Source organism: Chitinophaga lutea (assembly GCF_003813775.1).
In the GTDB taxonomy this organism is placed as follows: domain Bacteria; phylum Bacteroidota; class Bacteroidia; order Chitinophagales; family Chitinophagaceae; genus Chitinophaga; species Chitinophaga lutea.
In genome coordinates this window covers 701,477-726,535 of sequence record NZ_RPDH01000001.1, presented here as the reverse complement: position 1 = coordinate 726,535, position 25,059 = coordinate 701,477, and the positions used below count along the sequence as shown (strand labels likewise).

Here is a 25,059-nt window from a genome sequence, read left to right as displayed (position 1 = left end):
AATATGCCGGTTCAGTCACCCGGCATAAGAAGGAGGGAGGCCGCAAGGTTTTCCTCCTTCCGCGTTATGGGGGGTGGGGGCCCGGATTTCTTCCATCTTGCAAAAAACTTTTTTTTCACTACTTTTAACATGAGGCTTCTAACCAAAATCAGCAAAAAACACCGGTCTCCCGTATGCAGAATATTCCACATAGTGAAAGCGAGTTGTTGCGTCGTATTGCTGCCGGGGACGAGTACGCCTACCAGATCATCTTCGAATCTTATTGGGATGCGGTGTATTCCGCCGCGCTGCTGCTGACCAAATCACCCGGACTGGCCGAAGATGTGGCGCAGGACGTGTTTACCATGGTTTGGGAAAAACGGACTACGCTGCCCGCTGTCGAAAAGCTCGACGGTTTCCTGTTCATTACCGCCCGTAATATCATTTACAGCCGTTTCCGCAAACTGGCGTCGGGAGATGCCTACCGCCGCTACGTGCTGGAGCGGTTTCCCGAAGAGGCTGCCGAAGGCGCCGACCGGCAGGCGGAGTTCCGGGAGCTGGAACAAACGGTGCTGCGGGCCATCCAGCAGTTGCCACCCCAGCAACAGAAAGCATTCAAACTGAGCCGTTTCGGCGGCATGCGGCATGAAGAGATCGCCCTGACAATGGGCGTTTCCCGCATTACTATAAAAAGTTATATCGTACAGGCTATTGCCAGTTTGCGCAAGGCTTTGTCCAACCACCCTTCCGGCGCCCTCGCCATCCTTTGGGGGCTGCTTTTCCTGCACTGAAATTTTTTTTGAAAATGGCACCTCCCTTTTCCGCCGATACGCGTCTTCATAATACGACCGGCATTCCGGCATTCGCGTTATGGACCATCAAACTTTTTCCACTTTATTAGACAGGTATCTGCGCGGAGACCTCAGCCGCGAAGAGGCGGCCCGCTTAATGGATTCGCTGCACGACGAAGATATGCGCCGGCAATGGGAATCCGCTGTAGGAGGGCTGCTGGAGAATAAGGCAATGCATGGCCTCTCTGACCCCGCGCGTATGGACGCCGTGCGGCGCTCCATCATGGCCGGCAAGGCCCCCGCTCGCCAAACGCAGCCCATCCTGAAACGGCTCATCCGCTATGCTGCCGCAGCCGCTGTTTTACTGTCCGCTACGCTCACTACCGTTTATTTGTTCAGGCAGGCGTCGCAAAACCGGCAGCAGGCTGCTATCCCCGTGCATGCCGGAGCATTGATCCCCGGCGGCGATAAAGCCATACTGACTTTGGCCGACGGCAGCCGCATTACGCTCGATACCGCCGGTAACGGCGCTATTGCCAGCCAGGGGAACGTACAGGTGATCAAGCTGAACAGCGGGCAGCTGGCGTATAACACCGACGCCTCCGGGAAAGGGGGCGGGATCAGTTACAATACGCTGTCTACCCCGAAGGGAGGCCAGTTCCGCATCATCCTCCCCGATGGTTCCAATGTGTGGCTCAATGCTGCATCGTCCCTGCGTTTCCCCACCGCCTTCAGCGGTAAAACGAGAGAGGTGCAGCTGAATGGCGAAGCCTATTTTGAAGTGGCGAAGAACCCGGCCATGCCCTTCACCGTGAAAGTGAACGAGATGGCGGTGCAGGTACTGGGCACGCATTTTAACGTGATGGCTTATAAAGACGAAAACAGCATACAAACCACCCTGCTCGAAGGCGCGGTGAACATTCAGCACGGCGCGCAGGCAATGCTCCTCAAGCCCGGCCAGCAGGCCCGCCTCAGCGCGGCCGGTAAAATGACGCTGAACGACAGGGTGGACGTGGAAGAAGTGACGGCCTGGAAAAACGGCTACTTTCATTTCAACCACGAAAGCCTCGAAGGGGTGATGCGCCAGATCGGGCGCTGGTACGATGCGGAAGTGACTTACGAGGGCGATATTCCGGCCAGGGAGTTCGGCGGAAAAATCGAAAGAAGCAGCAGCGTAACGGAAGTGATGAAAATACTGGAACTGAGCAAAGTCCGCTACCGGATAGAAGGTAAAAAGATCGTTATAACACCATAGTAAAAATCGTTATGTAGAAAACTAAACAAATGAAAAAAAACAGGCTCCATTGTCCTTAAAAAAATAACCGGACCCGATGGCACTCGGATCCGGTCGTGTATAAGGGCAATCCATGATCAGTTATTTCCACGGTACTCCACGTTCCCGGCCCATGGCCGGGTGGGAATTTATTACCCTAACAAACCAAAATTATGTTTTTTAGTTCTATTTGCACGCGGTATTTTAAACGGCGCACCACCGCCAAAATGCTGTTAGTTATGAAGTTCTCCGCTATCATCCTTTTAGCCGCATGTTTACAGGTCAGCGCAAAAAGTTTCGCTCAGCAGGTAACGCTGTCCGAGAAGAATGTATCCCTCGAAAAATTGTTCCGCAGCATTGAAAAACAAACGGGATACGTGTTTTTCTTCGACCACCTGCTGATCGACAAGGCGCCGAAGGTATCGGTCGACGTCAAAAAGATGCCGCTCGAAGAAGCGCTGCTGGTGTGCCTCCGCAACCAGCAACTGTCGTATTCCATCGTCGGGAAAAATATCGTCATCAAACAAAAAGAAACGTTCTCCGCGCTGTCGGTGGTGAAAACCCTGGTGCAGGATACCATAGTGACGGCCAACGGCCGGGTGACGGATAAAAGCGGGTCGCCGCTGCCGGGGGCTTCCGTGGTGGTGAAAGGTACCACCAACGGGGCCGTGACCGATGCCAACGGAAACTATAGACTGCGCGTGGCGCGCGGCACCACGCTGCTGGTGTCGTTCATCGGTTTTAAAAGCGAAGAGGCGCAGGTGATAGGCGACCAGCCGCTGAACTTTTCGCTGGAAGACCAGGTGAGCAGCACCGAAGAAATTGTCGTGATCGGCTATGGCGCCATCAAAAAGAGCGACCTCACCGGTTCGCTGAGCCAGGTGAAATCGAAAGACATCACCTCCTATCCATCCACCAACATCATGCAGGCGCTCAACGGCCGCGCGGCCGGCGTGCGCGTGATGCAGAACAGCGGTGCGCCGGGTGGCGGTATCAGCGTGCGCATACGCGGCACCAACTCCATCCTCGGCGGCAACGAACCGCTGTATGTGATCGACGGATTTCCATACAACGGCAATCCCACCTTTCTGCAAAACTCAGATATCGCTTCCATCGAAATCCTGAAAGACGCTTCGTCCACCGCCATCTATGGTTCGAGGGGCGCCAATGGCGTGGTGATGATCACCACCAAAAGCGGTCGTAAAAAAGATGCCACTACGGTAGATGTGGAAGCGGGCTACACCCTGCAGACCGTTTCGAAAAAGATGCCGCTGATGACTGCGCAGCAGTACGCATTACTCTATAACGAACAGGCCAAAAACGACGGGCTGGCCGCCTATTTCACGCAGGCGCAGATCGACAGCCTGGGCGGCAATGCGGGCACCGACTGGCAGGATCTTGTGCTGCGCACCGCACCGATCTACAACATCAGTGCGACGGTGAACGGCGGTACGGAAAAGACGAAATTCTCCCTGTCGAGCTCAGCTTACCTGCAGGACGGTATCATCGAAGCCAGCGACTATAAACGTTACAATATCCGCGGCAACATCGAGCACGACATCAGCAAGATGTTCAGCGTGTCTTTCAACACCGTGCTCACCCGCCTCAACAGTTCCCGGCAGAATTCCAGCCAGGGCAACCGTGGCAGCGACCTGATCTCCGCCATGCTGATGGCGCCGCCTTCGCTTACGCCTTACCTGGCGGATGGCACGTACAGAAGATTGAACACAGCGTATCCGTTTATTTCCAATGTGATCATCAACCCCCTCATCCCGATCAATGAACAGACAGACCGGATCAAGGGTGACCGGGTGTTCACCAATGCCGCTTTGACGATACGTCCGCTGGAAGGGCTTACCATCAAGATTTCCGGCGGCATCGATAACCTGAACGACCGGGTAGACAGGTATTCCAACATCGAGCCCACCACCAATTCCGTGGGCAACGCCGCTGTGGAAACTTCCCAGCAAACAGGGCTCCTCAACGAGAACGTGGTGACATACATGAAAGAAGTGGACAAACACTCCTTTACCCTCATGGGCGGGTTCACTTACCAGGACCATACCAGCACCTCCCTGAACGGATCCGGCACCGGTTTTCTGAGCGATGTGACCGGCACCGGCAACCTCGGCAGCGCCGCCACGCCCGGCATCCCGTCGAGCGGGTATTCCAAATGGGCATTGCTGTCGTATCTCGGGAGGATCAATTATTCCTACAACGACAAATACCTTTTCACCGCCAGCATCCGCCGCGACGGTTCGTCGCGCTACTCCAAGGAAAACCAGTGGCAGAACTTTCCGTCCGCCGCCATTGCGTGGAAGGCTTCCAACGAAAATTTCCTGAAGCAGTCACGCATCATTTCCGACCTGAAACTGCGGGCTACTTACGGCCTTTCCGGCAGCACGTCCATTTCGCCTTACGCCACGCTAAACCAGCTGGGCTCGTCCAACACCATCTTCGGCGATGCACTGTACGTGGCGTTTGCCCCCGGCACCACATTGCCCGGCGACCTGAAATGGGAAACCACCAAACAGCTGGATATCGGGGCAGACATCGGTTTCCTGCAGAACGCCCTGCGTGTTACGCTCGATTATTATAAAAAGAGAACGGAGAACCTGCTGAACACCGTGCGCCTTCCTTCTTCTACCGGTTACCTCACCACCCTGCAGAACGTGGGTGAAATGCAGAACACCGGTTTTGAGTTGGGCGTGGAAGCAGACATTCTGAAACGTGAAGTGAACTGGAGTGTGAACGGCAACATCGCCTTCAACCGCAACAAAGTGGTGAAACTCTACAAAGGGCAGGACATTTTCGGGCAGTCTTTTTACACCGGTTCCCTCAACGATTACGTGAACCTGCTCCGTGAAGGTCAGCCGATGGGGATTTTTTACGGGTACCGCGAAACGGGCTACACCTCCACCGGTCTCCTGCAATACGAGGATATCAATAAAGACGGCGCTATCAGCGCGGCCGACAAGACCTACATCGGCGATCCCAACCCGGATTTCATCTACGGCCTGAATTCCGTAACAAGCTGGAAAGGGCTGGAACTGACGGTATTCATCCAGGGCTCGCAGGGCAACGACATCTTCAATCTCAACAAGGCCGCTTCCCTCGACCTGGGCATGGGCCTGAACCTGCCGCGCGAAGTGTACGAAAGCCACTGGACGCCGGAAAATCCGAACGGCAAATACCCGAAGATCACAAGGACTTTAAACGGGAATATGTCGACCCGCTTCGTGGAAGACGGATCCTACCTCCGTTTCAAAAACATCCAGCTGGCTTACAACCTGCCCGTGCAGAAGTTTGGCTGGAAATGGATGAAGAGCGCACAGGTATACGCCAGCGGCCAGAACCTGATCACGTTCACGAAGTACTCCTGGTACGATCCTGAAGTGAACGCATACGGCGGCGCCAACTCCGTTAACCAGGGGATCGACTACGCCATTTATCCCACGAATAAATCCGTAACGTTCGGTATCCGCTGCGGGTTCTAGTTTTTTAACATCACAAGTCATTACGTATGAAACAATCCTTTCTCCTCATATTCACCGCGTTGCTGATGGCTTCCTGCTCGAAAGTGCTCGAAGAAAAACCGAAGTCCATCGCCGCAGAGCTTTTTTACAATACGCCCACTGAAGTGGAAGCCGGTTTGAACGCCATTTATACGCCCGTTCGCGGCAGCGGTACGATGGGCGCGCTCTATCAGTGCCAGCAGGAAATTTACGGCGACTACCTGATCGGCCGCGGCAGTCATGCCCCGCTGAACGATTACAACGGTCTCGATAACACCAACATTACCCGCGTCGGCGACATGTGGAGCGCCTTTTACCAGGGTATCCGCAACGCCAACATCGTGATACAGAAAGCCCCGGCCGGCAAGGAACTGACGCCCGCGCAGCTGCAGCGGTACCTTGGTGAGGCGAGGTATATGCGCGCGCTGTACTATTTTTTCCTGGTGCGTAACTGGGCCGGTGTGCCGCTGCGCACGGAGACCAATATGGATACCATCAACCTCCGCCGCTCCACGCAGGAAGAAGTGTACAGCTACATCCTGGCCGACCTGGAATATGCCGAGCAGAACCTGGGCGATGCGCCCCGCCTCATCGGCACGCCTTCCAAGTGGTCCGTGAAAGCCGTGCTCACCGATGTGTACATGAATCTGCTCCAGTATGGTAAGGCGCGGGACAAAGCGCTGGAGGTTATCCAGTCCGGCAAGTTTTCGCTCGTAAATGTAACTGTGGCCGCGGATTTTGATAAACTCTTCGGACCGGATATCGCAACGTCCACGGAGGAAATCTTCTACATCAAATACGCCCGTACGCCGTCTGGCCAGGGTTTTGCTTACCCGCAATACTGCCATTATCCGAACTCGGGGTATTATCCTCCCGGTGGGTTTTATACTTTTTACAGTGATTCGCAGCAGAACAGCTTCATCAAAAACTGGGACAAGAACGACCTGCGCTACAGCTTTAACTGGTACAGCCAGACTTTCGGCCTTGGTCCCGCTACCATCCTGAATAAAAAGTTCAGCGACAAGGGTGCGGTAACCGCCGGTGGCAACGATTATCCCATGTACCGCTATGCAGACATCCTCCTGTTTTACGCGGAAGCCGTGGCCCAGGCCGATGGCGCGCCGTCTGCCGACGCGATGGAGAAACTGAACATGGTGCACCGCAGGGCGTACGGTAAAAATCCCACCGCTGCCGATGCCACCGTGGATTTCAAACTCGCGGACTATGCTGCTAAACAACCTTTCATCAACCTGGTGGTAAAGGAGCGTGGATATGAAAACTGTGCGGAAGCCAAGCGCTGGCTCGACCTGAAGCGCCTCGGCATCGCCCAGCAAACCATCCTGGCGGTGAAAGGAAAAACGATGACGCAGCGTCATTTGCTGTGGCCCATCCCGACCATCGAGTACAACTACAATACGGCCATCGACCCGGTGAAAGATCAGAATCCCGGATACTAGACGATTGGTCCGGTAACGCGAATTTTTTAACACAACATGCCGCCGCCCCGGAGTGAATCTGTATTCCGGGTGCGGGGCGCTTTTTCAAACAAACCCGATAATAATGAATAAAAGATCAGGATTACTGCTCTGCCTGTTCGTGCTGCCGCTGGCGGTGCTCGCGCAGGCGGTGAAGCAGGTAGACATATGTGTGTACGGCGGCTCTTCGGCAGGCGTGATAGCCGCGTATACCGCCAAAAAAATGAACAAGACCGTGTTGCTGATCGAGCCCGGCAAAAGACTGGGTGGCCTTACGTCCGGGGGCTTGGGTTATACCGATATAGGGAACAAATACGCCATTACCGGGCTTTCCCGCGATTATTACCGGCGCATCGGCAAACATTATGGCAAGTTCGAACAGTGGATATTCGAGCCCGGTGTAGCGGAACGGACCTTTCACCAGTATATCAGGGAAGCGGATGTAGCAGTGCTCTACCAGCACCGCATCACTGCCGCGAAAAAAGAAAACGGCCGCGTGACGGAAATTCAGCTGGAGCCTTCCGCCGGAGGAACGGCCAGGCACAGCGTAATCAGGGCTAAAATGTTCATCGACTGTTCCTATGAAGGCGACCTGATGGCGAAGGCGGGCATCTCTTACACGGTGGGCCGTGAGGCGAATGCACAATACGGCGAAACCTACAATGGGGTGCAGCTTCGTGATAAACACCAGTTCCCCGACAGCATCGATCCCTATAAAGTGCCCGGCAAACCGGAAAGCGGGCTGGTATGGGGCATCAGTCCCGCTCCGCTGGAACCGCAGGGTACAGGCGATAAAAAAGTGCAGGCGTATAATTTCAGGATATGCCTCACCAACCAGCCTGCCAACATGGTGCCCATCACGCAACCGGAAGGATATGATCCGGCCCGATATGAACTGCTGGCAAGGGTGGTGGAAAAAATAAAACCCGGCAGCCTCAACGGCATCCTGAAATTCGACCGCATGCCGAACAACAAAACAGACATAAACAATAACGGCGCTTTTTCCACCGATATGATCGGCATGAACTACGACTACCCCGAAGCGGATTACGCCACCCGCGAAAAAATCATCAAAGAACATGAACTGTATAATAAGGGCCTGCTGTATTTCATCGGCCACGACCCGCGCATGCCCGCCACCCTGCGCGCCGACATGCTGAAATGGGGCTATCCCAAAGATGAATACAGGGAATCCGGCTATTGGTCGCCACAGATGTACGTGCGCGAAGCCCGCCGTATGACCGGCGCTTACGTGATGACGCAGGCCAACTGCGAAGGCCGCGAAGTGGTGAAAGACGGTGTAGGCATGGCTGCTTATACCATGGATTCCCACAACACCCAGCGCATCGTACATAATGGCATGGTCAAAAATGAAGGTGACGTACAGGTGGGCGGTTTCGGTCCGTACCCGATTGCGTACCGTTCCATCATTCCCAAAGCGGAGGAATGTAGCAATGTGCTGGTACCGGTTTGTTTGTCGGCTACCCACATCGCCTACGGCTCCATCCGCATGGAGCCTGTGTTTATGGTGCTGGCGCAATCAGCCGCCACCGCAGCTGCCATGGCGATCGACAAAAAACAGGCCGTGCAGGACATTGACGTGCCCGCATTGCAGGAGGAGCTTCGCCGCAGGCCGCTGGCCACCAATGCCACCGCGGAAATTCTCGTGGACAACGACGACGCCGGTAACGTGGAGATCTCGGGTGAGTGGACGAAAGAAAAAAGAGGCGCCTACGGCCCGTCGGTACATATCGCTTCCAGAAACGGCGGCAGCATCCGCTTTACGCCGGAGGTGGTGAGCAATGGCGTTTACCGCGTTTACACATATGTACCGAAACATGCCGGTCTCACTACTGTTACTAAAATCAACCTTTCCCCCGATGGAAAAACCACCACGCCAACGAAGTACACCGCGGCATCGGTGCGGGTGGAAGGACAAACGTCCGGTGAGTGGGTAGACCTCGGGACGGTGCGCCTCGAAAAAGGCCGGAAGGGTTACGTGGAAATCACCACCGAAGGCGCCGACGGAACCGTGGTAGCGGATGCCGTGCTGTTTGTGCCGGAAAAATAAAATACATCGTCTGCAGTAAAAAGAAGAGAGGCCGCACATCGCGGCCTCTTCATTTTGCATGGTCCCCGTTTTTACTATCTCCTCAACATCACAGATTTAATAACGGCATTGATGTCAGCCGGAGCGACGGTTGCCGGCAGTTGCTTTGAATGCCCGGTAATCCGGTTCCGGTTCAGCGGCTTTACCTTTGAGGCAGCATTACTTCGAGCGGCACACCACTGGCGGTGGTCCGCGGGCTGGCGTGGAAGCTGATGTTCAGCACGTCATTGATCTCACCGTAAGTGCTGGTGATTTGTGTGCCCTGGTAAAGGCTTACACCGTAAAACACCAGCCGGCGCAGCAGTTTGCCGGTTGCGCTTGATTTAATTTCTGCAGTAATGTTCATTGCGCGCCCTGGATTACAGACCCATTCCAGCGCCAGCGGATTATTACCAAGCACCACATTCGTTTGTACAAGCATTTCCCCTATGCGGCTTGCCGAAGGGATGCTGTCCGGGTAAAGACGGTTCATGGAATAGATCAGCGAGTTGGACGTATAAGTGGCTTGTTGTCCGCTGGCCGGATCGCTCAGTGCCAGCTGAATGGTAATCCCCGTTTTTTGTGCAAAGGCGCCGGAACCGAGGAAGGTTGCCAGTATGGGTAAGAGGTGTCGTTTCATGGATGCATTTTTACCGGTACACGATTCAGTTCCAGGGTGCCCGGGCTGATGACGATGGAGGCTTTGTGTTCCGCCTGTCCGTCTTCGCCTGCATAGAACACTTCCGTCGCTTCCTGCAGGTGGGCTTTCCGGAAAACGGCTTCCGCTACGATGCGGCCCGTGCGGATATTTTTTGCCACGAGCCGGCCGTCGAGGGCAATGGCGCTTTTGCCGGTCCATTGCAGGAGCTGCTCGTCCATGATGTCTGCCAGTTCGATGGAGAGATTCTGCCGGATACCGGCGCGGTAGGCGCCGGACGTAGGCCCGTCGGTTTGGAACGAGTATCCCTGCACGTTGTACCGGCTACTGTCGGTACTGCCGGTTTTTTTCAGCACGAGGGTGATCTCCACATCGCCTTGCTGCGCCAGGGCGCAGGCAGGAGCGATGGTGAAGAGCCATGCGCAGCACAAGAGCATGTATCCACTTTTCATCGGGTCTGGGTTTGGTGGGTTAAAAAACGAAAGCGCTTAGTTGAGAAAGCTGAAACGGTTCTCAAACAGCCGACCCACACCGGGCACGGGGCTGCAGCTTTCGTTATTGGCGGCAATGATGCCGAAAATGAGCAATATCAATGGAAGAAGGCCGGCGATAGACATCAGGAAGCTCAGCGGGGGCGCAACAGCCACCACGACGCCGGTGACGATGCTCAGGGCCAGGCCCAGGATCATGATGCCGAGCGACTGGCCCAGGTGGTAGCTCACGAGCGGGCTTTTTTCCGGCATGTCTTTGTGCTTGAAATAAACAATCAGCCATCCGATCAGGGTAATGTAGGCAACGATGGCCATGGTTTTGTTTGTCATACGAAACGGTTTTGTGTGATAAGGAATGTGAAGCAAAGCTATGGGCCGGCCACCGCGTTTCGTTTTTTTGGGCGCCTACAGAGCTACTACGTGGTAGTGACGGAGCGTCTACAAAGTGTCTACGGCAAATCTTATCTATTGAGGAGGGTGTATTTAGGTATTATGTAGAATGTTCATATGTAACAGGGAATACCGAATAGCCTTATTTTTACCGCATGGTAAACACCCGCAAATTGTGTTTGGCATTCATTGTTTTGATTTACCTGTTGCCCGGCAGCAGTCATGCACAAACCATTCTGATTGATTCACTCAGAGGCGCGCTCAACGCGGCCGACCTCACTACGGGAAACCGCATCATGACCATGGGCCGGTTGGCCCGGGCCCTGCACTACAAGGATATACACGAAGCCATCCGGATAGAACGGCAGGCGCTGGTATTGTCCAGGCGCGAAAAGGACGGGCAGTACGGTGCGTTCACCTACGGCACCCTCACCTATTTATATATACAGGCCAATGATGTGGCCGCGGCGAAGCGGAGCATCGACAGTGCCCTGTGGTTTGCCGAACGCACTTCCCGGAAAGACATCCAGGGGTTCGTATGGTACCGCAAGGGCTGGCTGGAATATGTGAACGACGAATCCGACAAAAGCATGCAGAGCCTGCTGTATGCGCTCAAGCTGCTCGAAGGCGGCGAGGCGTACAGTTGGGAAAGCGGGGTCTGTTATTATATAGCCGGGCTCTATTTTCAATGGAAAGACGAAAAGAAGTATGATAAATATGTGCGGCAGGGGCTGCGAGCCGCACTGCTGGGCGGCGACCCGGACGATATCTGCCGGAGCTACCAGGCCATGGGCAGCAATTTTATGTCGAGGTACCGGAAAGATACCGCACAGCACGTGCTCCTCGATTCCGTACTCCATTACAACAGCCTGGCGCTGGCGGTAGCGGAGAAAGAAAAGGGCCGCCTCATTTTCAGGAATACCGCAGCAGTAGTGGCGTTGAACAACGGGAATTTGTATTTCGAATATTTTCCGCCCGCGTATCGCGACAGTGCGGAGAGATATATCAACATAGCCCTGCAACTGGCCCGGGAGCTTCGTTACCCGGACGTGATCGCCAATTGTTACGGCATTCTCAGCGAATACGAGATCCGGGAAGGGCGGTACGATGCGGCCGAAAAGATTTTGTTGACCGCCCTGGCCGAACTGGAAACCGACTCTTCCAGCGGTAATATCACCAGGGCCCGGATGTTCCGCGGCCTGTCGAACGTAGCCGAACGTGCCGGCGACCCCGTGAAGGCACTGCGGTATTATAAAGATTACGTGCGGCATTACGAGGCCTTTTTCGATGCGGAAAAGATGGCCATTTCGAAGAAACTGGAAGCCCAGTACCAGTCCGAAAAACAGGAGCAGGCGCTGCTGGCCTTACAGGAGCGGGCCGCCTTTAACCGCAAGCTCAACTTTATTTACGGGTACCTCATCATTGCGGCACTGGTGGCGCTGGTGTTTATTTTCCGCGCATATCATTTCAGGCTGAAGGCGGCTCGGAGGCAACAGGAGTTGTTGGCCCGGGAGAAGGACGACGCGCATTGGCAGTCGCAACTACAGGCGGCGGAAGCCAAAAGGCTGGAAATGGAAAAGCAGGAAGCCCTGCTGCAGGCCAATCTCCGTGAGGAAGAAGCGGCGCGCCTCCAGGCGGAGCAACTCCTGTTGCAGGAAAGGCAGGAGCGGCTGCAGAAAGAGCTGCTGGCCGGCACGCTGCAGGTGGAAGAGAAGAATGAACTGCTGCAGGCGCTGCAAAAGAAAATCACCGAACACGCACGGCAATACCCCCCGCTGCGGCAAATGGACCGTATTATCACGGAAAACCGCCGGCAGGACGATGATTTTGAAAGTCTCAAAGCCGATTTCGCGGGTATTCATCCCGAATTCTTTACCCGTTTGCAGGAAAAATCCGGCAACACCCTCACCCGCCTCGATCTCAAATATTGCTCCTATATATTAATGGGGCTCTCCACCAAAGAGATCGCCGGCCGCCTCGCCGTGGAACCGAAAAGCATCCGCATGGCGCGTTACCGCCTCAAACAGAAGCTTGGTTTGCAAAAAGATGACAACCTCGATCAGTTTATCGGTGGACTGGTGTAATGAACCGATCGGGCAGACTGCGTGTTTATCCTTCGCTGCGTACCTTCGTAATTGATCAACTTCATCAGCGGCGTGAGTAGTTAACCGGACAGGCTGATGGCATGTTCATCCTTCGCTGCATACCTCCACAATTGATCAACGCATCTTTCCGGGCTTACTTCACCAACTGCGAAGAGGCGCTTTCCAGAAGCCCGTTTTCCGTCAGCCAGTTCCTGCATGAATGTGGCCAGTTGTCTTTGTTGTCCGGGTTCTCCACGCCGAAGCCATGGCCGCCGGCCTGATAAATATGCATGGATGCCTTCACTTTGGCGTTCACCAGCGCATCAAAGAAAACAAGACAGTTTTTTACCGGCACCACATCATCATCCGCCGCATGTACCAGGTAGCTCGGGGGGGTAGCGGCAGTTACCTGTTTTTCGCTGCTGTACAGATCCAGTATGGCTTTTGAAGGGGCCGTGCCGATCAGTCGCTCGCGCACGCCGCTGGGGATGGCCGGGTCGAAAAGCAGCACCGGGTACACCAATACCATAAAATCAGGACGAAGGCTGATCTGCTCCGGGTTCTCAATGACGGGCCTGTTGAACTGCGTGCCCACCGTGGAAGCCAGGTGCCCGCCTGCGGAAAAACCGACGAATCCGATCTTATGCGGGTCGATACCCCATTCTGCGGCGCGTTTGCGTATTATCAGCAGGGCCGTTTGCCCGTCCTGCAACGGGCCGATGGTTTTGTCGACCATCACCGCATCGTTGGGCATGCGGTATTTCAGTATGAAGGCGGTAATCCCCATATCGGTAAATGCTTTGGCTGCCTGGATATTTCTCTGCGCCGTGGGCAGCACGGCGTAACCGCCACCCGGACAAATGATCACAGCCGTACCGGTAGCCTTGGTTTTATCGGGCCGGTACACCGTGAGGGTGGGGCGGGTGACGTTTCGCGTAAGACCGGTGCTGTCTATATGCTCCACATAGCCCGGAGGCGCAGGTTTTGAGTTGGGAATGACAGAACCGTATAAAGGTATTTCTTCCTGGGCCTGAGCAACATAACCTGCGGCAGCCAGCAGGGCAGTAATGAAAATCGTTTTCAATGAAGGTGTTGATTTGATGTACGTGCCGAAATTAGCACGGCATGCAGGAAGGGCATGTGCAAAAATGCTCAATTTAGCCTTTCAGCTTTCTATAGTTCATGGGCTGAACGCCGAACATGGATTTGAATGCGCGGCTGAATGCGCTGGCATCTTCAAATCCCGTTTGCCAGGCGATCTCCTGCACAGGTGCGCCGGTATGTTGCAGGAGCTCGGCGGCGTGGTGAAGCCTGATGCGGATCAGGTACTGGTGCGGCGTGGTGCGGAACACGGCTTTAAATTGCCTCACCAGTTGCGGCACGGATAAACAGGCGGCACGGCTGAGTGCCTCCAGGTCGGGATTGTCCGTGTAGGAAGAATGCAGCAGGTCTTTGGCGATGCATAACCGTTTGTACACCTCGGTGCGCGTAATGGCCTTCAGCGCATGTACATCGCCCACCCGTTTTATATCCGACCGGTGGGTGCGGAGAAGGTAATGCAGCAGGAAAACGAGGTATTCATCCGTCATCGTCCTGTTATACCCCTGGTTGTCCAGCGCGCCGAGTAGCCGCGACAATTGCAACTGCAGTTCCGGCGTAACGGCATTGAGCGCCTGGAAAAACTCGGGCCTTGTTGTGCCGGGATGGAAAGGATCATCTAGCAGGGCATCTTCGCGGTGCAGTGCGTCATGCAGTACGGATGAAGCGAATTCCTGCTGGAAGAAAACCGACAGGATTTTTACGTGTACGCCTTTGTCGACGCGGCAGGAATAATGTTGTTCGTCATTCAGGATGAGGAACTGTCCGGGCCTGATAGCCAGCCGGTGCCGATCGATCCCGTACCATTCTTCCCCTTCCAATACCGTTTTAAAGGAAAGGCAGCCCACGTGGTCGTCACAATGGCTTTCAGTGCCGGCGGCGTTGAAGATGATGTTGTGTTTCCTGAACCTGCTGAAATGCAGTTCCTCATCAAACCCCGGCTGCGTATGATCGGGCAGGCTGGTAAAGTACATATCCCTTTTTGCGGTAGCTGTTGCAATATAGCGAATATTAGCGCCCGATGTAACAAAGGGGAAGCCGGCTGAATAAGCTGGCTTCCCCTTTACGCCTGCCTATGCGGTAACCACCTGCTCCATCCGGGGATAGTCGGTGTATCCAACTTCGCCGGGTGTGTAAAAAGTGGTGGGGTTGGGCACATTCAACACGGCATCCTGCCTGAACCTTTCCGGCAGATCAGGATTGGCCAGGAACAGTTTACCGTACACGATGGCGTCCGCCCCATTGGCGGCCAGCAGTGCTTCGCCAGATGATTTGGTGAAACCTCCGTTAGCGAAATACACGCCGCGGTAGGCTGGTCGCAGCAGCTGATGCCAGTCCACATCCGTAGCGGGCACGGGGCCCAGCGCAACGTGCAGGTAAGCGAGGTGGCGACTGCTCAGTGCGTCTGCCAGGTAGGGGTAGAGGGTGGCCGCATCGTTTTCTTCCATGTCGTGAAGGGGCACGCCCGGCGAAAGCCGGATGCCTGTTCTGCCTGCACCGATAACGGAAGCAACAGCGTCGAGGGTTTCAAACAGGAACCGCGCGCGGTTTTCCAGGCTGCCGCCGTATTCGTCGGTGCGGATGTTGGAGTTGGTGCCTAAAAACTGGTGGATGAGATAACCGTACGCCGCGTGCAGCTCTACACCGTCGAAGCCTGCTGAAATGGCATTCCCGGCGGCCGTGGCAAAATCACGGATGGTTTGCCGGATGCCGTCGGTGGTCAGTGCGGTGGGCATGACCAGGTCTTTTAAACCGGACCGGGTAAAGTTCTGCCATTTGGCGGTAACGGCACTGGCGGAAACAGGCTGTGCGCCGCCGGGCAGCATCTCGGGGAGCGAGAGGCGCCCGGTGTGATAAAGCTGCATGAAGATTTTACCGCCTTTTTCATGAACGGCGCTGGTTACTGCTTTCCAGCTGTCGATCTGTGCCAGCGTATAAATGCCCGGCGTATTGTCGTTGGCTTTCGTCAACGGCGAAATATTCACGGCTTCCGAGATGATCAGTCCGGCTGAAGCGCGCTGCGCATAATATTCAGCAGCAATGTGCGCCTGGTTACCGTCGTCGTCCGCCCTTCCGCGGGTCATGGGGGCCATGATGATACGGTTTTGCAAGGTGATGCTGCCGGCTGTCAGTGGGTCAAAAAATGTGGTCATATTGTTACTTTTTTCGGGTGGTTTGTAACAATAACGACCGGCGGCGCCCAACGGGGACAAATTATTTTCAGAGCCCTTTCATCCCTTCCTGGAACGTCTCCACAAACTGCCCCACATGGAACCCGTCTGCCAGCGCATGGTGCACATGCACGGAAACGGGCATCGTCTTAACGCCGTTTTCTTCCGTCACTTTGCCGAACGATATTTTAGGGCAGCTGTCGGGGAAATGGTAGTTGCGCGCATGGGAGAGGCTGGTGAAATCGAGCCATGGAACGGCGGAGAAATGGATGACGTTTTCCCCCGCCACGGCCGGTATCAGGCCAGTGCTTTGCTGCACCGCATCGATCTCCTGTTGCGCCGCTGCGTAAAACTCCGCCTCACCCTCATGGAAGTCCATATAGGCAAACCCGAAGGTGCCGTTCGGCCGGTTGATGGTGGGCGAAGCGTGCACCTGGTCGAACAGGAATACCCTCCCGTCCGTGATGCGGTACCGGAACGCTTCCGTCCGGTTGGCCGCTTTCAGCGCCTGGTACAGGTATACGAGGAAAAAAGAAAGGTTGTTTTCCTTAGCGTAGCGGTAGGCCTGCGTACAGTCGATCCGCACGGTGACGCCGAAAAACGGTTCGGTGAATGAAGAGAAAAACCGGAACTGGTCGGCGCGTTCCCAGACAGCGATGTTTATTTCCCGTTTCATGTGCCGAGATGGTTTAAAATGTCGGAGATCCTTTCCAGTTCGAGGAAATTCGGGTGTTCCAGCCGATGTTCATGTACTTCGTGTACCCAGGTGGTATGATAGGGGATATGCGCGGCATGGCTGTTCAACTCGAGTACGGGCAGCACATCCGATTTGATGGAATTGCCCAGCATGAGGAAGTTTTCCGGGGCACAGTCGAGGTGCTTGAGCAGCTTGCGGTAATCCGCCACCTGTTTGTCCGACATGATTTCGATATGATGGAAATAATGCTGCAGCCCCGATTTTTTCAGTTTCCTTTCCTGGTCGAGCAGATCGCCTTTGGTGGCCATCACCAGGCGGTATTTGCCTTTCAGGGCGCCGAGCACTTCTTCCACACCGTCGAGCAGCTCGATGGGTTTTTGCAGCAGTTCCTGTCCGAGACGGATGGCTTCTTCCACCAGCCTGAGGTTCGCCGTGCCCTGTGTAACGCGGTGAATGGTTTCGATCATGCAGAGCATGAATCCTTTCACGCCGTACCCATACAGGTGCAGGTTGGTCATTTCGGTTTTATACAGCTCCTGCGATACGGAGTGGTGGGGAAGATAGTCTTCCAGCAGGGCGCAGAACGCTTTTTCCGTTTCCTGGAAGTAAGGTTCGTTGACCCACAGGGTGTCGTCCGCATCGAAGGCGATGATTTTAATTTTGTCGTTCATGGCTTTTTTGTACCTTTTGCAACGCGAAAATCGGCGTTAAAATCATTGTAGAAAAGGACATTTGTCCAAGCCCGGCCTTTTATGTTACGAACCAATCCTTCCTTTTTGTCGTTCATCGAAGATATCTACCAGCAAAACCAGCATGTTGGAGATGTGGTGCTGAAGTCTTTTTCCAGGGGCAGGTTTTTGCTGGAGCAGGGGAGCCGTCCAACCAAGGTGTTCATCATCAAAGAAGGCATCGCCAAAGTGTTTTTCAGCGAGGAAAACGGAAAGGATTTCATTTTTGAGTTCCTGAGCGCCGGTGAGATCGTGGGGGAGCTGGAAGCTATCCGGGATACCGATTGCCTTTGTAATATCGGGGCGGTGTCCGATGTGCTGGCGTACGCGCTGGATAGCCGGTATTTCAGGGCATTGATGAACAGGGATATTGCATTTAACCGCCTTTTACTGAACGAACTGGCGGAGCGGCTGGCCAATACGAGTACCCGGTCTTCTTTCCAGCAGTTGTATACGATAGGGCACGGGCTGAAAAAAATCCTGGAACTGCAAAAGAAACAACAGATCACTTTGTCAAAGGAAGATATGGCCGCATATATGGGCGTTACGCTGCGGAGCCTCAACCGGGCGTTGAAGGAGTTGGAGCAGGCTAAGGAGTAATGGCGCGGAGTACGGCGGCAGCGGAATAATGTCGTAACTTAATTAAGGTGCTGCTGTATTGTCATTTAAAAACGATCTTATGTTACGGACCTCACTGTTATTGCCCCTTCTTTTGTTTGCCTGCATTTTCCTCGGAAGCAGGCCGCCGGGTGTTGATCCTGCCAGACTGTTGCTCAAAGACGTGAATCTGATCGACGGCACTGGCGCCGCTGCCAAACCGCACATGGATCTACTGATAGAGAACGGCGTCATAGTGGCCATCGGTAAAAACCTCAGCGGCGATAATGCTAGCATTGTTACGCTTACCGGCAAAACCATCATGCCGGCGCTGATCAGCGCGCATGTGCATGTGGGCACGCTCAATGGTACCACCGCCAGTGCGGAGCATTATACAAAACCAAACATCCTGCGGCAGCTGAAACTTTATCAGGATTACGGTGTGCTACAACTGCTGGTGATGGGGACCGACCGGCCGCTGCTATTTGAAAACGGGTTTTATGATTCCTCCCTGAACGGCTCCCTGCCCGGTGCGCGGTATCATTCCGCCGGTTTCGGGTTTGCAGCGCCGGGTGGTACACCGCCGCCGGTGAATGGGATGGACCGGGTCAATCGTCCCGCGAATGCCGAACAGGCGCGACGGCAGGTGGACACGCTGGCGGGCCTGCATGTCAAAACCATCAAAATGTGGGTGGACAATCTGGGCAGCACTACCCCGCGCCTGCAACCTGAGGTATGCCGGGCGCTCATCGACGCGGCGCATCGCAACGGCATGCTGGCTGCAGCGCACTTATTTTACCGTGAAGATGCACGGCGGCTGGTGGCCGATCGCCTAGATATCATCGCCCACAGCATCCGCGATCAGGAAGTGGATGATGCGCTGCTGAGGGATATGAAAGCCAGGAACATCATTTACATTCCCACCCTTGCCCTCGACAAATTTGCATACAGTTATGGCGACACACCTCCCTGGCTCAACGATCCCTTCTTTAAGCAATCGCTGGAGCCGGGCACACACGACATGATTTCCGCCCCGGCGTACCGGCAGCAAATGAAAACATCGCCTGCTTACCAGCGAAGCAAAACCGCCCACCAGGTGGCGCTGAAAAACGTGTACCGCATTCATAAGGCGGGCATCCTGGTTGCATTGGGCACCGACTCCGGCGCGAGCGCCATCCGGGCGCAGGGGTTTTCAGAGCATCTTGAACTGGAATTGCTGGTGGAGGCGGGACTCACCCCGTTAGAAGCCATTACGGCCGGAACATTGAACGCCGCACGCGCGTTGAGAGTTGACCGGCAGTATGGTACGCTCGAAAAAGGGAAGGTGGCGGATTTGCTCATCTTATACTCGGATCCTTCTTTCAGTGTTGCCAATACGCGCAATATCGCAGCCGTGTATAAAGCCGGGAGGGAAGTGAGCAAGGGGCCATTCGCAGGAGCGGATGTAACTGCATCCGGCTTACTTCAGCCCCTTTATACATTACCGCTGCGCTCCGTCTTTTTTTATTGCAGGAGCGTGGCGTCTTATGTTGATACAACTGTCATTTTTCGCAGGAGGCTTCATTTCTAGCAGGTGCCGCCATTGTATTGTCCGCGGCGGGTTGGCACCCGTTCATAGCCCTGTCTGGGGGCACTTGCGTTATCAACCGATGCTGTGCTACGGCCTGTGTTGGGATTCGTTTTACATAGGCATGCTGCATCTGCCCTTCCATGAAAGCAAAAAAGCAACAACGCTACTGGGATTGGGAGATCAGGATTTTTTACCGCCTTTCTGCGTCCTGACTTTCATTCGCCTTGATGTCTTGTCATCTCCTCAAAAAAAACGGCCCCGGAAGGAGGGGAGAAGTCTCGATTTTTACAGACCTTCTACACCCTAATTTTTCATTCGCCGTTATATCCCGCGATCTCCCACCTGAAAACAGCCAAAAACAGCCCAGGAAACATGTCGAAGTCGGGTTTTTCTATCACCTTCGGCAACCATTTTTTGTCATTTATTACCTCTCGCTTCCATTATTTTGTCCAAATTTCCCCTACTTTCTAAAAAAAATAGAAAGTATCTTGTTCATTTTAAAAATGTAAGTATCTTGTGACGGATATCCACTCTATGAAAAAATACGAGCAATACAAACGCTTAATTCTTCGAGAGTTCTACTACACCAATATTCTGTCGGCAACTGAGCTGAGCGAGCGGATAGGAAAGAGTTTGCCTTTGATCATACGGACCGTGAATAACCTAGTGAAGGAGAATATTTTGCAGGAATCCGGTTATGCACCTTCCAGCGGCGGACGCCGCCCCATTATTTATACCATTAATAAAAAAGCACTGTACATATTGTCGGTGTCCATGGACCAGCTTGTAACGCGTGTATCGCTGATGGACCTGGAAAACCGCCACATCACAGGGATTGAGAAGTTCGAACTGCCGCTGAAAGATAACCCTGACGTACTTCAGAACCTGTCCCGGAAGCTCCTTGAAGTAGTGAAGCGCTCCGGGGTCAGCAAATCGAAAATAGCCGGTATCGGCATCGGGATGCCGGGGTTTATAGATGTGGAAAAGGGAATGAATTATTCTTTCCCCATGCAGGACGGCAGCGGGCAGACGATCGTGGAATACCTTTCGGAGGCCACCAGGCTGCCGGTGTATATCGATAACGATTCAAGCGTCATCGCCCTGGCGGAGTACCGCTTCGGCAACGCGCAGCAGAAGAATAACAGCATGGTGATCAACATCGGCTGGGGCGTAGGGTTGGGCATGATCCTGAACGGGCAGTTGTTCCGCGGGAACAACGGGTTTGCCGGGGAGTTCAGCCACCTGCCGCTTTTCAACAACAACAAATTATGCAGCTGCGGAAAGAGCGGCTGCCTCGAAACAGAAACCTCGCTGCTGGTACTTTTGGAAAAAGCGGCGGCAGGCGTGAAAGCGGGCAAAACCACCGCATTGCCGAAACACTTCCCCGACGGTGACATTGAAAAAGATTGCGAGCGCATTATGCAGGCGGCGGCGAAAGGGGACAAGTTCTGTGTGGAACTGCTGGCAGCCATCGGCTACAACATCGGCCGGGGCATCGCCATCCTGATTCACCTGCTCAACCCCCAATCGGTGATTCTCAGCGGCAGGGGCTCTTTGGCTGGCAAGCTGTGGATGGCACCCGTGCAGCAGGCATTGAACGAACATTGTATCCCCCGCCTGGCAGACAATACGGCGGTAGAAGTATCGCAACTGGGTTATGAAGCGGAATTGATCGGATCTGCCGCATTGGTCATGGAGAATTACGTCAACTAAATATAAGAGGGCTGTTAAATAGTAGCAAAGATCCCGAAGAACAGGAATATCAGTGAACAGTTAAATTAATCAGTGAACATGTTTTTGGATGCAATTGCCGGTCCGGCAACGATGCAACCAAAAATAACAATCGAAGTAGTCGCTGCTTCTCAAAATTCTACAGTGAACATTTTTTAAATTTTTCGCACATGATGAATCGCAAACTGTCGTGACTCTGCGATCCCTGAAGTAAGAGTTATGAAAATTTAGTCAACCAAATTCCGGTGGTATGCAACGCCATGCCTGCCAAAATCTATCGTTAAAATTTAATCACATGAACAGATGCAAACTGCTCTTGTGGGCAATCCCCCTATTGCTCATGAGTAACGCCACGCTATTCGCCCAGGTGAAACGCACTATCACGGGCATCGTCAGAAGCGCTGACGGTAATCCTGTCCCCTTTACTACCGTACACGTCAAAGGCACTACCGTCGGCACCGTTGCAGACGGCAACGGCGCCTACAGCATTGTGGTGGATAAAGCGGACGCGGTGCTGGTATTCAGCTCCGTCGGTTTTTCCAACCGAGAAGTGCCTGTGGGCGAAGGCAATGTGCTGAACGCACAGCTCGACCCGGCAGTGGCCATGAATGAAATCGTGGTGACGGCCATGGGTATCAAGCGGGAAGCGAAATCGATCGGCTACTCGGCCCAGAAGGTGAGCAGCGTGGAAATCACGAAAGCTGCCGCGCCGGATATCGCTTCGGGCCTCATGGGTAAATCCGCCGGCCTGAACATCACACCCAACAATGGCGTGCAGGGCGGGTCCAGCCGTATCGTGATCAGGGGCAACAACAGCATCCTCGGCAACAACCAGCCGCTGATCGTCATGGACGGCATCCAGGTGCAGAACGACCCGGTGGGTGGCTCCGCGCAAACAGCCGCTACGAGCATCGATAATCCGAAAGACTGGGGCTCCTTTCTCAACTTCATCAACCCGGACGAAATCGACGATATTACCGTGCTCAAAGGCGCGACGGCTGCAGCCCTTTACGGCGCCCGCGGCGCCAACGGCGTGATCCTCATCACCAGCAAAAAAGGCGCGAAACGGAAAGGCATCGGCGTGGACTATAATTATTCTTCGGTGTGGACCAAAGCCTACCGCTTCCAGGACGTACAGAACGAATACGGCTACGGCGGCTCCAATTCCATGTGGTCTGCCGTTCCCGAGTTCCCGAAAACCACTTCCGGCGAGCTGCGTTACCCCGGTAACTACCCCTGGGACGGCCAGCCCGCAGGCGATAAATACCAGGCGGCCGGCGCCATTCCGGGCGGCTATTCCACCTGGGATATCTTCAGCTGGTACGGTCCCGCCGCTTCATGGGGCCGCAAGCTCGACGGTACGCAAATCATCTGGTGGGACGGTGTGAAACGCACCTGGTCGCCCCAGCCCGATAACCGCGAAGCGTTCTTCCGCACTGGCAACACGCAGACGCATAACCTGTCGTTCAACGGCGGCGGCGACTTCGGCACCATCCGCGTGGGCCTCACCCACGTCGGCAACACCTCGGTGCAGCCCAACAGCAACTATAAACAGAACAACGTCAACCTCGGCTCCAATCTTAACATCTCCCGCAAACTGAAAGCGGAGATCAACGCGAGCTATACCAACTATACGCGTCTCAACACGCCGGACGTAGGCTCTGAAAACGGGTGGAGCAAATTCATGATCCACGGTATGTCCAGAGACTACCGCCCGCTGGAGTTCACGAGCTATAAAAACGCAGACGGCAGCAAGAACATCTTCAACGAAACTTCGCCGCTGGGTTTTTATCCCTACAACAACAACGCGTTCAAAGACCTCTTCTGGAACCTCTACGAACATAACCAGCACCTGACCCGTAACCAGTTACTGGGCTCGGTGAGGTTGTCGGCGGATGTGACCGACTGGCTGAACGTATCGGGCAGAACCTCGCTGAACTACGCGAACACTTCCATCGAAAGCAAATACACGCCCATCGATGCCATCGGCGTACGCGGCCAGTACGGTCTGGAGCAGGTGCGCAACCAGGATGTGAACTTCGAACTGTTCACTACCCTGCATAAAGACAAACTCTTCGGCGAGCGCATCAACGCCAGCCTGCTGATCGGTAACAGTGCGCTGAAAAGCCGCATGAGCGGCAACAGCCAGTGGAACAACGGGGAGAAAACAGCGTTCTCCGTACCGCATAAATATTTCCTCGCCAACACTACCGGTACGCTCGACCTGCCGAAACAGACCTTTGCAGATTACAATCTCAACTCTTTGTTCGGCGTGCTCGACCTGTCGTACAACGATTACCTCTTCCTGCAGCTGACCGGCCGTAACGACTGGTCGTCTACCCTGCCGGTGAAAACATCGTCTTATTTCTTCCCCTCCGCGAGCCTGAGCTTCGTGTTCACGGAAGCATTTAAAATGAATGCCAGCTGGCTTACGTACGGTAAACTGAAAGTGTCTGCCGCACAAAGCGCCAACGGCGCGACGCCTTACCAGACCACCTATACGTATAACTCGAGGGTGATTTCCAATTACCTGAATGTGGATGCGAACAGCGCACCCACCACCTTCGGCGGTTTGACGGTAAGAAGGCTGCAGCCCAACCTGCCGCCGGCCGACCTGCTGGTGCCGCAACGCAACACTTCTTATGAAGTGGGCCTCGAAATGGGCTTCCTGCAAAACAGGCTGAATGCCGAGCTGACCTACTACCAGGCTAAAGCCACCAGCCAGATCATGAGCGGTTCGCTCGCATGGTCTGCCGGTGCGAACGCCATCACGTTCAACAGCGGCGAATTGTCCAACAAAGGTTTTGAGTTCATCATCCGCGCTACACCCATCGCCGGCCGTGATTTCCGCTGGAACCTGGCGCTCAACGGCGCGCACAACACCAATAAAGTGGTATCGCTGGCGGAAGGGATCGACAAATACCTGCTGCAGGACCTGTGGGGTAACAACGGTGTGCAGATGTACGTGAAAGTGGGAGAGAACTACGGTACCATTTACGGCTACGACTATACTTACAAAGACGGGAAGAAAGTGGTGAAACAGGTGCTGGATAAAAACAACGCGAACAACGTGGTAGGTACACAATATGTGACCACCGACGATCCCGTTCCCATCGGCAATGCCACGCCGAAACTGACCGGCGGTTTGAGCAATACCTTCAGCTACAAAAATTTCAGCCTGTATGTGCTTACCGACTTTAAACTGGGCGGCGACATTTACTCCGCCGACTACGCTGCGGCCATCGGTATGGGCTTATCGCCCTCCACGCTGCGCGAGCGTAACGGCGGCGGCCTGCCTTACACCTATCCCGACGGTTCCAAAGCCAACCATGGCGTGATCCTCGACGGGGTGTTCGCAGACGGAAAACCGAATACGGACGTTGTGCATTACATGTATAAATACGCCGCCGTATCGCAGGGCTGGTCGAACGTAAAAATGCCGCGGAGCGAAGGCGTTTTCGAAAACTCCTGGGCCAAACTGCGTGAGCTGACGCTGACTTACAGCCTGCCGCAGCACATCGTAAAACGTACACGCATCTTCCAGGGACTGGACATTTCACTCGTAGGGCGCAACCTGTTTTACCTGTACTCCTCCCTGCCGGATAACCTGAACCCCGAAGCCATCAACGGCATCGGCAACGGTCAGGGCATCCAGTGGGCACAGTATCCGCCCATGCGTGATTTCGGTTTCTCCATTAAAACCAGGCTCTAATCCAAAAACT

Annotated in this window: 18 protein-coding genes; 10 read left to right on the top strand and 8 right to left on the bottom strand. The window is 54.5% G+C overall.

The features are described from left to right. Positions 1 to 173: 173 nt before the first annotated feature. From EGT74_RS02820 to EGT74_RS02800, 5 genes are all read left to right on the top strand, one after another. Positions 174 to 770 (top strand): RNA polymerase sigma factor, encoded by a 597-nt coding sequence (locus EGT74_RS02820; protein ID WP_123845019.1) that lies wholly within the window; start codon positions 174 to 176, stop codon positions 768 to 770. Positions 771 to 849: 79 nt separating this feature from the next. Beyond that, positions 850 to 2,025 (top strand): FecR family protein, encoded by a 1,176-nt coding sequence (locus tag EGT74_RS02815; protein WP_123845018.1) that lies wholly within the window; start codon positions 850 to 852, stop codon positions 2,023 to 2,025. A gap of 257 nt (positions 2,026 to 2,282) precedes the next feature. Then, entirely contained in the window at positions 2,283 to 5,540 is a 3,258-nt protein-coding gene (locus tag EGT74_RS02810; protein WP_123845017.1) for a TonB-dependent receptor, read from the top strand. A 26-nt stretch (positions 5,541 to 5,566) separates the two neighbouring features. Beyond that, positions 5,567 to 7,015, top strand: a complete 1,449-nt coding sequence (locus tag EGT74_RS02805) for a RagB/SusD family nutrient uptake outer membrane protein (protein ID WP_123845016.1) — start codon at positions 5,567 to 5,569, stop codon at positions 7,013 to 7,015. Positions 7,016 to 7,118: 103 nt separating this feature from the next. Next, positions 7,119 to 9,104: an FAD-dependent oxidoreductase gene (locus tag EGT74_RS02800; RefSeq protein WP_123845015.1), complete on the top strand. Its 1,986-nt coding sequence runs from the start codon at positions 7,119 to 7,121 to the stop codon at positions 9,102 to 9,104. Positions 9,105 to 9,285: 181 nt separating this feature from the next. Here EGT74_RS02800 and EGT74_RS02795 read toward each other — a convergent pair whose 3' ends face one another. Genes EGT74_RS02795 through EGT74_RS02785 form a run of 3 tightly spaced genes read right to left on the bottom strand, consistent with a single transcriptional unit; the run spans position 9,286 to position 10,601 of the window. Then, positions 9,286 to 9,762, bottom strand: coding sequence for a hypothetical protein (locus tag EGT74_RS02795; RefSeq protein ID WP_123845014.1), 477 nt, complete (start codon positions 9,760 to 9,762; stop codon positions 9,286 to 9,288). Beyond that, on the bottom strand, positions 9,759 to 10,232 hold the full coding sequence (locus EGT74_RS02790; protein ID WP_123845013.1) for a hypothetical protein: 474 nt from the start codon (positions 10,230 to 10,232) through the stop codon (positions 9,759 to 9,761). The genes EGT74_RS02795 and EGT74_RS02790 overlap by 4 nt, the downstream gene beginning before the upstream one ends. Positions 10,233 to 10,268: 36 nt before the next feature. After that, positions 10,269 to 10,601, bottom strand: coding sequence for a DUF4870 domain-containing protein (locus EGT74_RS02785; protein WP_123845012.1), 333 nt, complete (start codon positions 10,599 to 10,601; stop codon positions 10,269 to 10,271). 239 nt (positions 10,602 to 10,840) lie between these two features. Between EGT74_RS02785 and EGT74_RS02780 the strand changes: the two genes are divergently transcribed. Beyond that, positions 10,841 to 12,745 (top strand): LuxR family transcriptional regulator, encoded by a 1,905-nt coding sequence (locus EGT74_RS02780; RefSeq protein ID WP_158617972.1) that lies wholly within the window; start codon positions 10,841 to 10,843, stop codon positions 12,743 to 12,745. A gap of 154 nt (positions 12,746 to 12,899) precedes the next feature. Here EGT74_RS02780 and EGT74_RS02775 read toward each other — a convergent pair whose 3' ends face one another. From EGT74_RS02775 to EGT74_RS02755, 5 genes are all read right to left on the bottom strand, one after another. Further along, positions 12,900 to 13,829, bottom strand: coding sequence for an alpha/beta hydrolase (locus EGT74_RS02775; protein WP_123845010.1), 930 nt, complete (start codon positions 13,827 to 13,829; stop codon positions 12,900 to 12,902). Between the two features lie 73 nt (positions 13,830 to 13,902). After that, positions 13,903 to 14,817 (bottom strand): helix-turn-helix transcriptional regulator, encoded by a 915-nt coding sequence (locus EGT74_RS02770; RefSeq protein WP_123845009.1) that lies wholly within the window; start codon positions 14,815 to 14,817, stop codon positions 13,903 to 13,905. A gap of 99 nt (positions 14,818 to 14,916) precedes the next feature. Then, a complete protein-coding gene (locus EGT74_RS02765; protein ID WP_123845008.1) occupies positions 14,917 to 15,996 on the bottom strand; it encodes an alkene reductase in 1,080 nt (359 codons plus the stop codon). A gap of 67 nt (positions 15,997 to 16,063) precedes the next feature. Then, on the bottom strand, positions 16,064 to 16,690 hold the full coding sequence (locus tag EGT74_RS02760) for a chloramphenicol acetyltransferase (protein WP_123845007.1): 627 nt from the start codon (positions 16,688 to 16,690) through the stop codon (positions 16,064 to 16,066). Beyond that, complete coding sequence (locus EGT74_RS02755; RefSeq protein ID WP_123845006.1) at positions 16,687 to 17,382, bottom strand: HAD family hydrolase; 696 nt, start codon at positions 17,380 to 17,382, stop codon at positions 16,687 to 16,689. The genes EGT74_RS02760 and EGT74_RS02755 overlap by 4 nt, the downstream gene beginning before the upstream one ends. Before the next feature lie 81 nt (positions 17,383 to 17,463). Between EGT74_RS02755 and EGT74_RS02750 the strand changes: the two genes are divergently transcribed. The 4 genes from EGT74_RS02750 to EGT74_RS02735 all read left to right on the top strand — a co-directional run bounded on the left by EGT74_RS02750 (position 17,464) and on the right by EGT74_RS02735 (position 25,049). Next, on the top strand, positions 17,464 to 18,039 hold the full coding sequence (locus tag EGT74_RS02750) for a Crp/Fnr family transcriptional regulator (RefSeq protein WP_123845005.1): 576 nt from the start codon (positions 17,464 to 17,466) through the stop codon (positions 18,037 to 18,039). Positions 18,040 to 18,118: 79 nt separating this feature from the next. Then, entirely contained in the window at positions 18,119 to 19,606 is a 1,488-nt protein-coding gene (locus EGT74_RS02745) for an amidohydrolase family protein (RefSeq protein ID WP_123845004.1), read from the top strand. A gap of 534 nt (positions 19,607 to 20,140) precedes the next feature. Next, a complete protein-coding gene (locus EGT74_RS02740) occupies positions 20,141 to 21,319 on the top strand; it encodes an ROK family transcriptional regulator (protein ID WP_123845003.1) in 1,179 nt (392 codons plus the stop codon). Positions 21,320 to 21,632: 313 nt separating this feature from the next. Continuing rightward, positions 21,633 to 25,049, top strand: a complete 3,417-nt coding sequence (locus tag EGT74_RS02735; RefSeq protein ID WP_220392797.1) for a SusC/RagA family TonB-linked outer membrane protein — start codon at positions 21,633 to 21,635, stop codon at positions 25,047 to 25,049. Positions 25,050 to 25,059 lie beyond the last annotated feature (10 nt).

Bases quoted from the DNA above. Each gene is read 5' to 3' on its own strand.
- EGT74_RS02820 (WP_123845019.1), top strand. From the start codon at position 174: ATGCAGAATATTCCACATAGTGAAAGCGAGTTGTTGCGTCGTATTGCT.
- EGT74_RS02815 (WP_123845018.1), top strand. From the start codon at position 850: ATGGACCATCAAACTTTTTCCACTTTATTAGACAGGTATCTGCGCGGA.
- EGT74_RS02810 (WP_123845017.1), top strand. From the start codon at position 2,283: ATGAAGTTCTCCGCTATCATCCTTTTAGCCGCATGTTTACAGGTCAGC.
- EGT74_RS02805 (WP_123845016.1), top strand. From the start codon at position 5,567: ATGAAACAATCCTTTCTCCTCATATTCACCGCGTTGCTGATGGCTTCC.
- EGT74_RS02800 (WP_123845015.1), top strand. From the start codon at position 7,119: ATGAATAAAAGATCAGGATTACTGCTCTGCCTGTTCGTGCTGCCGCTG.
- EGT74_RS02795 (WP_123845014.1), bottom strand. From the start codon at position 9,762: ATGAAACGACACCTCTTACCCATACTGGCAACCTTCCTCGGTTCCGGC.
- EGT74_RS02790 (WP_123845013.1), bottom strand. From the start codon at position 10,232: ATGAAAAGTGGATACATGCTCTTGTGCTGCGCATGGCTCTTCACCATC.
- EGT74_RS02785 (WP_123845012.1), bottom strand. From the start codon at position 10,601: ATGACAAACAAAACCATGGCCATCGTTGCCTACATTACCCTGATCGGA.
- EGT74_RS02770 (WP_123845009.1), bottom strand. From the start codon at position 14,817: ATGTACTTTACCAGCCTGCCCGATCATACGCAGCCGGGGTTTGATGAG.
- EGT74_RS02765 (WP_123845008.1), bottom strand. From the start codon at position 15,996: ATGACCACATTTTTTGACCCACTGACAGCCGGCAGCATCACCTTGCAA.
- EGT74_RS02760 (WP_123845007.1), bottom strand. From the start codon at position 16,690: ATGAAACGGGAAATAAACATCGCTGTCTGGGAACGCGCCGACCAGTTC.
- EGT74_RS02755 (WP_123845006.1), bottom strand. From the start codon at position 17,382: ATGAACGACAAAATTAAAATCATCGCCTTCGATGCGGACGACACCCTG.
- EGT74_RS02750 (WP_123845005.1), top strand. From the start codon at position 17,464: ATGTTACGAACCAATCCTTCCTTTTTGTCGTTCATCGAAGATATCTAC.
- EGT74_RS02745 (WP_123845004.1), top strand. From the start codon at position 18,119: ATGTTACGGACCTCACTGTTATTGCCCCTTCTTTTGTTTGCCTGCATT.
- EGT74_RS02740 (WP_123845003.1), top strand. From the start codon at position 20,141: ATGAAAAAATACGAGCAATACAAACGCTTAATTCTTCGAGAGTTCTAC.
- EGT74_RS02735 (WP_220392797.1), top strand. From the start codon at position 21,633: ATGAACAGATGCAAACTGCTCTTGTGGGCAATCCCCCTATTGCTCATG.